A 13,960-nucleotide genomic window follows, 5' to 3' on the forward strand; every position below is an offset into this window, starting at 1 on the left:
ATATAGAAGATGGTGTCTGAGCAAATAATTGACCTAACAACAATAACTATTTACCTAGACGTTTGTACAATCTTTCAGGGCGGCCTATCTTTCCATGATTAAGTTCGACAGTTAATACTTTAGTTTGAACACAGTACTCTAAATAGCGTCTAGCTGTAGTTTTACTGATTTTTGCTTTTTCAACAATTTCATCAACGGTTTGAGGGGTATCGGTATGCATAAAAAGATCTTTAACCTTTTGCAAGGTAATTTCCTCTATCCCTTTTGAATGACGATTAATATCAACAAAATCTTTGGTTTGTAGGTTGAACAGTTCATCAATTCTTCGCTGATTGACATGTTTTTGTAAGCTTTGACGATATAAGAACAGTTCAAAACGTGCTAACGAGTGTTTTAAACGTTGATAAGACACCGGTTTAATTAAATAATCGAATGCTCCATATCTAATGGCTTTACTACAAGTATCCATATCGCTAGCTGCGGTAATAAAAATAACATAGCAATTTAAGTTGTTATTAATAATATATTCGAATAATTCAATCCCTTTACCATCGGGTAAATAGTTATCTAATAAAATTAAAGTGGGTTTTAACTTTTCTACCATCTTTTTTGCTTCCTCTAAATTGGAAGCAATACCAACGACTTTTACTTTTGTATCTCGCTGAATAAAATCAGCATTTAATTCAGCTAAAATAGGCTCATCTTCAACAATGAGAACTTTAATAGCATCTTCTTTATTTTCTTGCATACTTTAACCTCTATTTTTTTGGTATAAAAACGGAAAAAATTGTTCCGTAAGGCTGATTATCTCCAAATGTAATATAACCATTTGCCTTTTTTATGTAGGTTGACACAAGGTGTAAACCAATACCATGTTCTTTACTATCTTGTGAAGTAACGCCCGGTTCAAAGATAGAGTCTCGAAGCTCTTCTTCTACCCCACAACCTTGATCGCTTACTTCAATGACAATTTCGTCTGTAGCATCACTTATATATAAATAAATGGATTTATCACCATTATCGTTTTTTAAACACGCATTAAATGCATTATCAAGCAGATTACCCAATATAGACATAAATTCAGTTTCAGATATTGAAGCAGGTAATGCGTTTAATTGACACGCCGGGTCAAATATTAAGTTCAAACCAATTTCATGTGATTTTGAATATTTACCAATTAATAATCCACAAATAGCGGCTATTTTAAAATGCTGGGTAATGAAATCTAAATTATTTTGATTATCAGCTGAATGTAAAGCGATAAATGACTGTGCCTCATCATAACGCTTCATATAAATTAAACCAGATAACGTTGCCATCCAGTTTAGGTGTTCATGCCTAATTGCCCTTAAATTATCAACATACTGGGTAACTTGGGTCAATTGCATACTTAATACGTTAATATCGTTGAAGTTACGAAATGTGATTACCCAACCTTGTATTTTATCATCAACAATAATTCTAATCCTATTAGCAATAACACTCGTTTCGTTAAAATAACAAATATAATCATGGATATCTTGATTTTGATTATCGCTACCATAAATAAAATCATTAGATTGAATAAAATCACGTAGATTATGATTAAGCAAATCATCATCATCATTATTAAAGTTTAACATACTTCTTGCCGATTGATTGATATTGATTATTTTGTAGTTAAGATCAATTGCGATAATGCCTTCAAAAATTGACTCCATAATCGATTTTTGACTTTTAACCAGTAATGCAATTTCGTTTGGTTCTAAATTAAACATCTGCTTTTTGATGGATTTAGAAAAGCAAAATGAAAAAATAAACAATGCCAAAAATAGGAGTGAACAAAAAATAATAATCGGAATAAATTGATTAACATGTAAGACATGAATGTCATCAATCATATAACCAACCGAAACAATACCAATGACTTTACCCTTATCAATAATTGGTGCTTTTCCGCGCAGGGCTAAACCTAGTGAGCCTTGGCTTATAGTAACACTACTATTACCACTTAACACTTCGTGATTATCACCACCAACCATAGGGGAATTTAATGCACTATTTGCGGTATGATATAAACGATAGGCCTGAGCATCGCCAATTACAATATAGCTTGCGTCGCTTTGTTCATAAATATCCGAAATCAATTGTGCTATTTTATCAGTATCTCTTTCTTCAACATACTTGATTAAACTCGGTATAACAGCCAGTTCCTTGGCTTGAATTTGTGCTTTTTCGCCTAAACTTCGATACAGCGAGGTTTCTGTCAAATTCCATATATAGCTTTGTAGTAAAGCTAGAATAATTAATGAAAAAATTAAAAGAGAGAAAAATAATTTTGTTGTAAATGATAGATGAATACGTTTTCGCATTTTTATACTTAATTGTCTATTTAATATCGCTAATGGTGAGTTTAACACATGATTAAAAAACATAGAGCCTTTAAAACCATAAAAACCACTGTCAATTTATGATTTATATCACAAAAATAGTATTAATATTTTGTCACTATATGCGCCATTCAAACAAAGCAAAAATATTTTGGAGATAAAAAAAATATGGTGGATTTCAATTCAGTTGAAAAAAAGCAGAATGAAACGGTTAAAGATAACATACAAAGCGAATGTAACACGCAAAAGTTTTGGCCATACGGATGGTGGAAACTTATGGATAATTATAAAATTGGTGTGATTCCTTTACCGCTATTTATTATAGCGGGTATCTTAATTTTCGCTGAAGTATTAGTAACAGGCAAACTACCAAGTGAAATCGTAGTGATGGTCGTTACTTGTGCCTTTTTTGGTTTTTTATGTGGCGAAATTGGTAAACGTTTGCCAATCGTAGGTAAAATGGGTGCAGCGGCAATTTGTGCAACCTTTATTCCGTCTGCTTTAGTCTATTATGGCATTCTACCTAAACCGGTTGTTGAAGCGACAACGAAGTTCTATAAAGATACTCACATTCTTTATTTATACATTTGTTGTATCATCGTTGGTAGTATCATGAACATGGATAAGAAAACCCTTATTCAAGGTTTCTTAAAAATCTTTGGCCCAATGGTTTGCGGTGAAATTGTCGGAATGCTTGTTGGTGTAGGTGTAGGTTATCTACTTGGTTTAACACCATTTGAAACATTCTTCTTCTTAGTATTACCTATCATGGCAGGTGGCGTTGGTGAAGGTGCAATCCCACTTTCAATTGGCTATGCTGCAATTTTAGGTATGGAACAAGGTGAAGCACTTGGCCGAGTATTACCAATTGTTATGTTAGGTGGTTTAACAGGTATTATTTGTGGTGGTGTTCTTAACCGTATTGGTAAAGCGTATCCACATTTAACCGGTAATGGTCGTTTATTACCAGCGGATGAAAACGATATTGCTGGCAGTAAAACAACTAAAGCTGATTCAGTTATTGATGTAACAACTTTTGCTTCAGGTGTATTATTAGCCGCTATTCTTTATATGGTTGGTATGATTGGTCATAAAGTAACAGGTATTCCTGCACCAGTTGGTATGTTATTTGCTGCAGTTCTTGTAAAATTAGTATCAGGTGTTTCACCAAAAGTATTAAGTGGTTCACAAGTGGTTTACAAATTCTTCCAAACCTCTGTTACCTACCCAATCTTATTTGCTGTAGGTGTTGCAATCACACCTTGGGATAAAATTGTATCAGCCTTTACATTAGTAAACTTGACAGTTATTGTGTGTACTGTTGTTAGTTTAGTTACCACTGGATTCTTTGTAGCTAAAAAATTAGGTATGTATCCAGTTGATGCAGCAGTAATCTCATGTTGTCAAAGCGGTCAAGGTGGAACAGGTGACGTTGCTATCTTAACTGCCGCTGAACGTATGGAATTAATGCCATTTGCTCAAATTGCTACCCGTATCGGTGGTGCGATCAATGTATCAGTATCATTACTCATTCTCGGCAATTTCTTAGTATAGTTTTAACATATTTAAGAGCAACCTTGGTTTATACTAAGGTTGTTCATTTTTATTTTGTATTTACAATCAACATAAACAGCTTTTAAGGAGTTTTCATGAAGCTTGTCAGTTATCTTGTCTCTGATCGAGCAAGTTTTGGTCTTCTCACTGAAAATGGCATTATTGATTTAAGAAAAAAATTAGACAATAAATACGTCGACTTAAAATCATTACTTGCAGACAAAGAAGGATTATCTATTGCCAAAACCTTTCTTGACGCACCATGTGACATTGATGAACAAGACATTACTTATTTACCAGTCATTCCTAATCCTAACAAAATTTTATGTGTAGGAATGAATTATGCAGAAAAACGAGCAGAATTTAATGAAACCAGTTCTGCGCCGACATTATTTGTTCGTTTTCCTGATTCACAAACTGGTCATAAAACCAATATTATTAAGCCTGCTATTACAAATGAGTTAGATTACGAAGGTGAATTAGCCATTGTTATTGGTAAATTTGGTTTTAGAATTAAGCAAGAAGATGCTTTATCACACGTAGCAGGTTACAGTTGTTACATGGATGGTTCTATTCGTGATTGGCAATATACTTGGTTTACAGCTGGTAAAAATTGGCCAAGTACTGGCGCATTTGGTCCAAATTTAACAACCACTGATGAAATTCCAGATCCGACTGTATTATCACTGACCACATATCTAAATGGTCAACAAATGCAGCATGACTCAATTTCTAATTTGGTCCATACTGTACCTGAATTAATTGCATATATCAGTACATTTACACATTTATCGCCGGGCGATGTTATCCTAACAGGATCACCAGGTGGGGTAGGTAAAAAACGTCATCCACCTGTGTTTATGCAAGATGGTGATAAAATAGAAGTAGAAATTACTAAAATCGGACGTCTAACTAACACTGTTGTTGCAGAAAAAAGGTAACATTATGTATGATTTAGCTGATTATGAAGTTATTGATATTTCGAAGTCAGAACAAGATTATCAAGCGATAAAACAGTTACTCGCGTTATCAGATCTTGACTTAGACTCTCAAGTGACCATTTTTACAGTAGCAAAAATTAACAGTAAAATTATTGCTTGTGCAGGTATGGACCGTGACATCATCAAATGTGTTGCTATTGATCCAGAATATCGAGGTAATCAGCTTAATTTAACCTTAATGGATCACACTATAAAATATGCCAACGAACAAGGCTATTTTCATCTATTTTTATATACAAAACCTGAAAATATTGATTTTTTTAAGGGATGCGGTTTTTATCCTATTGTTGAAATAACAAATCTTGTTGTGCTGATGGAAAACACCCCTGTTGGTATTCAACAGTACTGTAAACAACTTAGTAGCCTACAACAAGAAGGTAAAAAGATTGGTAGCATTGTGATGAATGCGAACCCTTTTACCAAAGGTCACCAATATCTTGTCGAATATGCGGCAAATCAATGTGACTGGTTGCATGTTTTTGTTGTCAATGAAAATGCCTCATTATTTTCATTTGAAACTCGAATAAAGTTAGTACAAGAAGGTACCAAACAGTTCAAGAATGTGACAGTCCATGCAAGTTCACCTTATATTATTTCAAGAGCAACATTCCCTACTTATTTTTTAAAAGATAAAGCGAAGATCAATTACGCTTATATGGGAATCGACCTGCTTATTTTTCGAAATTATATCGCCCCAGCGCTAAATATCAGCTACCGCTTCGTTGGAACTGAACCAAATGATGAAGTGACTAAAGCCTATAATGAAGCTATGCGCTATTGGCTTATGGATAATACGGTTAGCAATTCATCGCCAATTACTGTTGTTGAAATTGAGCGAAAAACCGAAGGCGATACGATTATATCGGCATCATTAGTTAGAAAATTATTAGCATCGGGGCAATATGAACAAATAAAACAGTTAGTTCCAACAACAACTTGGGACTATCTTTCAGCTAATTTGGATAAATTTAAAATTTAATACATTTTAAAAGGTAAAAAAATGAAAATACAAAAAGAAGCCATGGCTGGGACTCTCGAATCGAGTGATTTGTTAGTCAAAGTTATGCCAAATACAGGGATAGAAATTGTTATTAATAGTGATGTTAATAAACAATTCGGCGATCAAATTCGTGCAGTTGTCGATCAAACATTACGTGATCTGAATGTAACCGATGGCATGATAATTATCGATGATAAAGGTGCGCTAGATTGCGCGATTAAAGCAAGAATTCAATGTGCAGTATTACGCGGCGCTGAAGAAGAAAACTTAGATTGGAGTAAATTACTATGAAAAAATTACGTCGCAGTATGTTATTTCTTCCGGGCGCAAATGCAGCAATGTTATCAACATCTTTCGTATATAAACCAGATTCAATCATGTTTGACCTTGAAGATGCGGTTTCAATTAAAGAAAAAGATTCGGCTCGCTTATTAGTTGCACAAACATTATTACTACCTGTTTATAAAGAACATGGTATCGAAACGGTTGTAAGAATTAATGCGTTAGATACCCCATTTGGTTTAAAAGACCTTGAAGCTGTGGTACGTGCCGGTGTTGAAGTGGTTCGTTTACCAATGACAAACTCAGCAGAAGATATTCATGAACTTGAAGCACACGTTGAACGAATCGAAAAAGAGTGTGGTCGAGAAGTGGGTAGTACTAAGTTAATGGCAGCAATCGAATCTGCACAAGGTGTGGTTAATGCTGTTTCTATTGCTAAATCTTCTCCTCGTTTAATCGGTATTGCGCTAGCTGCATTTGACTATTTAGTTGACATGCAAACTGAGCGTGGTGATGGTACCGAACTGTTTTATGCTCGCTGTGCAGTTTTACATGCAGCACGTGTGGCAAAAATTGATGCCTTTGATGTGGTTTATTCCAATGTTAATGACGATGAAGGTTTCTTAAAAGAAGTTAGCCTAATTAAAAAACTAGGTTATAACGGTAAATCACTGATTAATCCAAGACAAATCGAATTACTACATAATGCATATGCGCCAACAGCTGCTGATGTTGAAAATGCTAAAAAAGTGGTTGAAGCAGCAGAAGAAGGAGAAAGAAAAGGCCTAGGCGTTATTTCTCTAAATGGCAAAATGATTGATGCACCGATTATTGAACGCGCTAGAAAAGTTATTGAGTTAGCAAAATATTCCGGTGTACGTAAAGAACTTTGATAGGATGACAAAATGACTACTTCTATAAACAAAAAAATTGATGATTTGCTTAAACAGCATCCCGATCTCAAGAATATTACGCCATTTATTGACGCGAATACAACCACTCCCTATTTAAAAGATGAGTCTAAATATACACGAAAATTATGTGATTCTATTGAACAAGCAATACACAAATGTGAATTACGTGACGGTATGACCATCTCTTTCCATCACGCATTTCGTGAAGGTGATAAGGTTATTAACAAAGTTGTCGAGACGATTAGTAAGTTAGGTATCAAAAACTTAACTTTAGCTTCAAGCTCATTGTTAAGCTGTAACTCAGCACTAATTCCACATATCGAGTCAGGCGTAATCACAAAAATTTATACGTCTGGTTTACGTGGTAAATTAGCTGATGCAATTTCACATGGTTTAATGCAAAACCCTGTCCATATTCATTCACATGGTGGACGAGTAAAACTTATCCAAAGTGGTGAAATTAATATTGATATCGCATTTTTAGCTGTTTCAACTGCTGATGAGCAAGGTAATGCTAATGGTGTATCAGGTAAATCACAATGTGGTGCGCTAGGTTATGCCATGGTTGATGCCCAATTTGCTAAAAAAGTGGTATTACTTACTGAAGACATCGTTGGTTATCCTAACCATCCTGCATCTATTCGCCAAGATCAAGTTGACTATATTGTGAAAGTTGATGAGGTTGGTGACCCAACTAAAATTAGCGTAGGGGCTGCACGTATTACCAGCAATCCACGTGAACTTATGATTGCACGTTACGCAGCTGATGTAATTGAGTATTCAGGTTATTTTAAAGATGGATTTTCTATCCAAACCGGTTCTGGTGCTTCTTCAACCGCGGCAACGCGCTTTTTAGAAAATCGTATGCGTGCTAAAAATATCACTGCATCATTTGCATTAGGTGGTATCACAGCAAGTATTGTTGATTTGCATGAAAAAGGATTAGTAAAACGTTTATTAGATACACAAAGCTTTGATGGCGCAGCCGGTCAATCTTTAGGTAGAAATAAAGATCATATTGAAGTATCAACAAATGTCTATGCTAACCCTGCATCTAAAGGTGCAAGTGTTGATGAATTAGATATTGTTATCCTGAGTGCACTAGAAATTGACCTTGATTACAACGTTAATGTGTTAACGGGTTCTGATGGCGTGATGCGTGGCGCATCAGGTGGGCACTGTGATACAGCAGCCGGTGCAAACTTAACCATTATTGTTGCACCATTAATTCGTAGCCGTATTCCTACAGTCATTAAAAAAGTCACCACGATTGTAACGCCAGGTGAAAGTGTTGATGTACTTGTAACCGATCATGGTATTGCGGTTAATCCTGCTCGTCCTGAAATAGCAGAACGTTTAAAAGCAGCAAATTTACCGGTCATGAGCATTGAAGAGCTATATCAACGTGCTGTTTCATTAACAGGTGAACCAAAACCAATTGAATTTGAAGATAAAATTGTGGGTATTGTTCACTTCCGTGATGGTTCAGTCATTGATGTTGTTCGTCAAGTTAAAGATTAATTTATCACTTTATAGCATGACATCTAACGATGTCATGCTTTTCAATTATGACTAATATATTATTGAAATTCGATGATGGTACGCCAGTTAACCTTGAACAGATGTTATTGGCCAAAGAACAACGAGTCGAGCATCAGCGTAACGCAATTAAGTGTTACCCTTTTCCACTTATTTCGCTTAGTTTAGTCATTCCTGGTCCAATAAAAAAGAGTACTGGCACTAAGGTATTGTTTAAAGAAGCGATAACCGCTATTCACCATTTATTAGCAAAAAATACGCTTCAAATTATACATGAAGAGCAATTCTGTGCGTTAACAGGTTATGAAGCAATAATTTCAGTCGAATGCTCAAGTGATCAATTAAAACAGCTTTGTATCGAAATTGAAAACAATCATCCATTAGGTCGATTATGGGATATCGATGTTATTGATGCGAAAACTGAGCAAAGTGTTTCACGTACGCAATTAGGACATCAATCCAGACAATGTTTGGTATGTCAAGATATGGCTAAAGTATGTGGTCGAAGCAGAAAACATACTGTTGATGACATGCTTGCTGCTATCGAAAAAATGACGAATGACTATTTTAATTTAGCGACTTAAGTCACCAAACTTAGCGCTATTAATCGCAATGGGAATAATGAAAATAATAATTTGTCATCATCCCCATATCACCTAAAAAAAATAGTTTAAATAACCGATAATGCTTGCTGTAAATCAGCTAATAAATCCTCTACCTCTTCTAACCCTACTGAAATACGCAATAACTGGTCTGAAATACCTGCGGTTTTACGCGCTTCTGCACTTATTCCAGAATGCGTCATCGTTGCAGGGTGGCAAATTAAGCTTTCGACACCGCCTAATGATTGCGCTAAGGTAAAAATATTGAGTGCCTTTAAAAATTTTGGCATAACCTCTGCTTGACCTGCAAGTTCAAAACTTAACAGTGAACCAAAGCCTTTTTGTTGTTTTTTGGCTATGTCATGTCCAAGGTTACTCGATAAAGAAGGATGATAAACTTTTGCAACTTTAGGATGATTAACTAAGAATTCCACTACTTTTTGCGCATTATCTTGTTGTAATTTCACTCGAGCAGCTAAAGTACGTAAACCACGCAATAACAGGTAACTATCAAATGATGAAGTCAAGGTACCAATATTGTTTGCCCACCATAACACATCTGTTGCAAGTTGTTGATCCTTAAACACCAAAATTCCTGCCAATAAATCAGAATGGCCATTTAAAAATTTAGTACAAGAATGGGTGACGATGTCGGCACCAAGTTCTAAAGGTTTTTGCAAAATAGGCGTCATAAAAGTATTATCAACCAAAACAATAGCACCGGCTTGATGCGCTTGACGAGTAATGTCTTGAATATCCACCACGCGTAATAATGGATTACTTGGTGATTCAATTAAAACTAATTTAGGCCCTAAACTCAATGCTTGTTTTAATGCAATAGGATCGGATTGATCGACAAATTTAGTTTTAAAATAACCTCGCTCACTCAAACTATTAAAAAGACGATAACTGCCACCGTAACAATCGTGAGGTGCCACAACTAAATCATTGGGGGTTAATAATGCAACACTAACCAAATGAATAGCTGACATACCACAATTAGTCAAAATTGCATCTGCCCCACCCTCTAACTTAGCAACAGTTTGTTCTACTAATCGCCGACTTGGATTAGATTTACGTGCGTAATCAAATTGTCTTGGTGTAGCGAACTCTTGATAGCGGTAACAAGTTGAAGGTGTAATCACTGGAACAACACTTCCATATTGATCATCAGTATTTAATCCACCACGAACAGCAATTGTTCCTTGGCTTAAATTTCTTGATTGGCTAGCCATAATATCATCCTAAAACGTTTATTTATTATTAGATACCTTTTGTATAAGAATAGCACAATAAATAAAGCCGTCAACATGTCTAGACGTCTAACTGTCTCGATGTGTAGATTGCAGTTATTAAAAAAAAACGATAAAATTATCCACATTAATTGTAATGTAATACTGGTGAACAATGATGGAATGGAATGGCGAATATATAAGCCCTTATGCAGAGCATGGTAAGAAAAGTGAGCAAGTAAAAAAAATTACAGTGTCAATTCCGTTAAAAGTCCTAAAAATATTAACTGATGAACGTACTCGCCGACAGGTAAATAATTTACGCCATGCCACAAATAGTGAATTATTATGTGAAGCCTTTTTGCATGCCTACACTGGTCAACCTTTACCTTGTGATGAGGATTTACAAAAAGATCGTGAAGATGTTATTCCAATGCAAGCTCAAAAAATAATGCGTAATTTAGGCATTGATCCCAGCTTAATCGATGAATAAAATGAAATTCCAAAGCATAGTAAAAACAAAAAGGCGCATTAAGCGCCTTTTTTGATAATGATTCATTACAATCTTATTTTTTGCCGCCAACCATAGCAAAACGTTGTTTGAATTTATCTACACGTCCACCAGTTGCAACATCACGTTGTTTACCAGTGTAGAATGGATGGCATTCACCACATACGTCAAGATGAATATCGTGACCAATAGTTGAATGTGTTTTGATCACATTACCGCATGAACAAGTTGCTGTAATGGCTGTATATTGAGGATGGATACCTTCTTTCATAATAAACCTCTTAAGTTTGTTCGTATCGCTATATAGATGGCTAAAAGCAAAATCTAAACACCATACGAGTGTTAAAAAAACATGATAAGGGCGCAAATTATACGCCCTATAGTGGCTATAATCAAGTAACAAAATAGTTAAACGGGTAATTGACCTATTGTCACTTGAAGTTCAACTCTTTCTCCATTACGTAATACAATAATGGGGATTGTTGTGCCCGGTTTCAACTCTGCAATTCTATCCATTGTTTCAACAATGGATTTGACCGGTTTATTATCGACCATAATCAAAATATCATTAGCTTGAACACCTGCTTGTAATGACGGCCCTTCCGCATTAGTCACCAAAATGCCTAATACAACCGGTGGATCACTCGGATTTTGAGTCGGGGCAAACTCTAACCCATCAATACCGATATAGCCCCGAATCACTTTACCGTCTTGAATTAATTTATTCATAATTTTAACAGCTAAAGCGGTAGGAATAGCAAAACCGATACCTTCAGGCACTTCATTACCTAGATTTTTAGCAAAGGTTAAGGTATTAATACCGACTAATTCACCTTTACTATTAACTAAGGCCCCCCCTGAATTACCATGGTTAATTGATGCATCGGTTTGAATAAAGTTTTGTCTTCGATAAGGACTTAATCCATCACGACCTGTCGCACTAATAATACCTTGGGTGATCGTTTGCCCAATATTATAAGGATTACCAATGGCGAGAACCACATCACCTATTTTAGGCTCGCGATTAGGATTAATAGGTATAGTTGGAATATTACTTGCGTCAATCTTTAATACCGCAATATCAACAAGTTTATCAGTGCCAACCGATAAAGCTTCAAATATTCGACCATCTTGTAAAGCGACAATAATTTGTTCTGCACCATCCACCACATGATAATTGGTAATAATATAGCCATGGTCGCTCATGATCACACCCGAACCCAATGGCGTAATTGCACTATCTTGAGGTTGTTTGGGCAGAGAATTAATAGAGCGACTATAAATATTAACTACCGCTGGTGCAGCAACTTTTACCGCATCGGAATAACTCATGGGATCATTATTAAAAATCGATCTTGGAAAATTTGACTGAGTTCCATTGCGCAAGGATGGAAAGATAATTAATAATACAATCGCTAAAACCGCACCAATCAACATTGGCCATAAAAATTTTTTAAGCATTATCAGAGGTATCTAGATAAGAATGAATAGTGATGATTTTATCATATCTAATGGCAGGTTAGAATTTTAGTTTTCGCCGATAATGCTATCGGCGACATGTAGCTAACGCATTAATTAGCGTAAAATAAGATAAAGCTGGCTATCACCACGCACAATATTTAAAGCAATAGCAGATGGTTTACTATCAATAATTTTACGTAAATCAGCAATATTATTGATTCTTTCTTTATTTACGCCAGTAATAAGGTCGCCCTCTTGTAAACTTAATCGTGATGCTGGCGAATTTTTAGCAATACTTTCGATTAATACACCTTTTTTACCTTTAATATCACCATTGCTTAATGTTGCACCTTCAAGAGCAGGATGCAATGATTTCGCTTCAGTTGAAGATTCATCACTATTTTTTAGTGTAACATCCACTGTCATCTCTTTACCATCACGAATCAAACCTAATTTTACGGTTCGACCAGCGCCAGTAGTGGCAATTTTAGCGCGTAATTCGGCAAAACTATCAACTGGTTTGCCATCCATTGATATAATGACATCACCCGATTTTATACCCGCATCTTTAGCGGCGGAATCATCAATCACTTCACTTACAAAGGCACCTTTTTGCACGTCAAGATCGAAAGCTTTGGCGATATCCGAGGTTAACTCATTACCTTTAATACCAAGTACACCACGCTTAACTTCACCGTATTCAATAAGTTGAGACGTCAAGTTTTTTACCATATTACTTGGAATTGCAAAACCAATACCCACATTGCCACCACTAGGCGCAATAATTGCAGTATTAATGCCAACTAATTCACCGTTTAAATTCACTAATGCACCGCCTGAATTACCACGATTAATTGAAGCATCGGTTTGTATGAAGTTCTCAAAACCATTCATATTCAGCCCACTACGCGCTAAGGCTGAAATAATACCAGAAGTAACAGTTTGACCAATTCCAAATGGGTTACCAATGGCGACCACAAAATCACCTACGCGCATTTTATCTGAATCGGCTAATTTAATGGCAGTTAATTTTTTAGCATCTTCAACCTTTAGTAGCGCGATATCACTTTGCGGATCTTTACCTATTAATTTTGCTTTATATTCATGACCATCATTCAATACCACTGTAATGGTATCGGCATTATCAATCACATGATTATTGGTGACAATATAGCCTTTATCAGCATCAATAATCACACCCGATCCTTGACCGGTAAAGGATCTTGATTGGCTATCTGGATAACCAAAAAATCGTCTAAATTCTTCCGGAATATTAGTTTGCATTTGTGCTGTACCTTCTACCTTAATACTAACGACAGAAGGTAATACCGTTTCTAACATAGGCGCTAAACTAGGTTGTGATGCGTTATCTCCTGTTGAAATGGCAGGGAGAGTAGCATAGGCATTGGGTAACCCTGATAAGACCATACCTAACGTTAATGCAATTGCACTAAATAATTTTTTTGGTTTTGGTAAAGAATTATTAATCATAAAA

General features: G+C 35.6%; 13 protein-coding genes and 1 pseudogene. 8 read left to right on the plus strand and 6 right to left on the minus strand.

Going from position 1 to position 13,960, the window contains the following annotated elements:
- Positions 1 to 46: 46 nt before the first annotated feature.
- Together J3U57_RS01565 and J3U57_RS01570 are read right to left on the minus strand one after the other, a co-directional pair.
- Entirely contained in the window at positions 47 to 748 is a 702-nt protein-coding gene (locus J3U57_RS01565) for a response regulator (protein WP_065634742.1), read from the minus strand.
- A 10-nt stretch (positions 749 to 758) separates the two neighbouring features.
- The gene (locus tag J3U57_RS01570) at positions 759 to 2,351 is read right to left on the minus strand and encodes an ATP-binding protein (protein WP_267333713.1); all 1,593 of its coding nucleotides are present in this window, start codon (positions 2,349 to 2,351) and stop codon (positions 759 to 761) included.
- Positions 2,352 to 2,633: 282 nt separating this feature from the next.
- Between J3U57_RS01570 and J3U57_RS01575 the strand changes: the two are divergent.
- The 7 genes and pseudogenes from J3U57_RS01575 to citX all read left to right on the plus strand — a co-directional run.
- Positions 2,634 to 3,923 (plus strand): annotated as a pseudogene (locus J3U57_RS01575) (2-hydroxycarboxylate transporter family protein); the annotation flags it as partial.
- Positions 3,924 to 4,018: 95 nt separating this feature from the next.
- Positions 4,019 to 4,864 carry a fumarylacetoacetate hydrolase family protein gene (locus J3U57_RS01580; RefSeq protein WP_267333714.1) on the plus strand — a complete coding sequence of 282 codons (846 nt, stop codon included), beginning with the start codon at positions 4,019 to 4,021 and terminating at the stop codon, positions 4,862 to 4,864.
- Positions 4,865 to 4,868: 4 nt separating this feature from the next.
- Positions 4,869 to 5,903 carry a [citrate (pro-3S)-lyase] ligase gene (citC, locus tag J3U57_RS01585; RefSeq protein WP_267343631.1) on the plus strand — a complete coding sequence of 345 codons (1,035 nt, stop codon included), beginning with the start codon at positions 4,869 to 4,871 and terminating at the stop codon, positions 5,901 to 5,903.
- Between the two features lie 21 nt (positions 5,904 to 5,924).
- Positions 5,925 to 6,215, plus strand: a complete 291-nt coding sequence (gene citD / locus J3U57_RS01590; protein WP_065634739.1) for a citrate lyase acyl carrier protein — start codon at positions 5,925 to 5,927, stop codon at positions 6,213 to 6,215.
- Positions 6,212 to 7,099 carry a citrate (pro-3S)-lyase subunit beta gene (citE, locus tag J3U57_RS01595; protein ID WP_267343632.1) on the plus strand — a complete coding sequence of 296 codons (888 nt, stop codon included), beginning with the start codon at positions 6,212 to 6,214 and terminating at the stop codon, positions 7,097 to 7,099. Before citD ends, citE begins: the two co-directional genes overlap by 4 nt.
- Positions 7,100 to 7,111: 12 nt before the next feature.
- Positions 7,112 to 8,641 carry a citrate lyase subunit alpha gene (gene citF / locus J3U57_RS01600; RefSeq protein WP_267333717.1) on the plus strand — a complete coding sequence of 510 codons (1,530 nt, stop codon included), beginning with the start codon at positions 7,112 to 7,114 and terminating at the stop codon, positions 8,639 to 8,641.
- 47 nt (positions 8,642 to 8,688) lie between these two features.
- The gene (gene citX / locus J3U57_RS01605) at positions 8,689 to 9,243 is read left to right on the plus strand and encodes a citrate lyase holo-[acyl-carrier protein] synthase (protein WP_267343633.1); all 555 of its coding nucleotides are present in this window, start codon (positions 8,689 to 8,691) and stop codon (positions 9,241 to 9,243) included.
- 86 nt (positions 9,244 to 9,329) lie between these two features.
- Here citX and metB read toward each other — a convergent pair whose 3' ends face one another.
- Positions 9,330 to 10,496 (minus strand): cystathionine gamma-synthase, encoded by a 1,167-nt coding sequence (metB, locus tag J3U57_RS01610; RefSeq protein ID WP_267343634.1) that lies wholly within the window; start codon positions 10,494 to 10,496, stop codon positions 9,330 to 9,332.
- A 172-nt stretch (positions 10,497 to 10,668) separates the two neighbouring features.
- Between metB and metJ the strand changes: the two genes are divergently transcribed.
- Positions 10,669 to 10,986 (plus strand): met regulon transcriptional regulator MetJ, encoded by a 318-nt coding sequence (metJ, locus tag J3U57_RS01615; protein ID WP_267333720.1) that lies wholly within the window; start codon positions 10,669 to 10,671, stop codon positions 10,984 to 10,986.
- Positions 10,987 to 11,059: 73 nt separating this feature from the next.
- Here the strand turns inward: metJ and rpmE are convergent, their stop codons facing one another.
- From rpmE to J3U57_RS01630, 3 genes are all read right to left on the minus strand, one after another.
- Positions 11,060 to 11,275, minus strand: coding sequence for a 50S ribosomal protein L31 (gene rpmE, locus J3U57_RS01620; RefSeq protein ID WP_065634733.1), 216 nt, complete (start codon positions 11,273 to 11,275; stop codon positions 11,060 to 11,062).
- A 137-nt stretch (positions 11,276 to 11,412) separates the two neighbouring features.
- A complete protein-coding gene (gene degS / locus J3U57_RS01625; RefSeq protein WP_267333721.1) occupies positions 11,413 to 12,465 on the minus strand; it encodes an outer membrane-stress sensor serine endopeptidase DegS in 1,053 nt (350 codons plus the stop codon).
- Positions 12,466 to 12,579: 114 nt separating this feature from the next.
- Complete coding sequence (locus tag J3U57_RS01630) at positions 12,580 to 13,956, minus strand: Do family serine endopeptidase (protein ID WP_323849430.1); 1,377 nt, start codon at positions 13,954 to 13,956, stop codon at positions 12,580 to 12,582.
- Between the last annotated feature and the right edge of the window lie 4 nt (positions 13,957 to 13,960).

It is taken from the genome of Gilliamella sp. B3464 (genome assembly GCF_026536145.1).
Taxonomy (GTDB): domain Bacteria; phylum Pseudomonadota; class Gammaproteobacteria; order Enterobacterales; family Orbaceae; genus Gilliamella.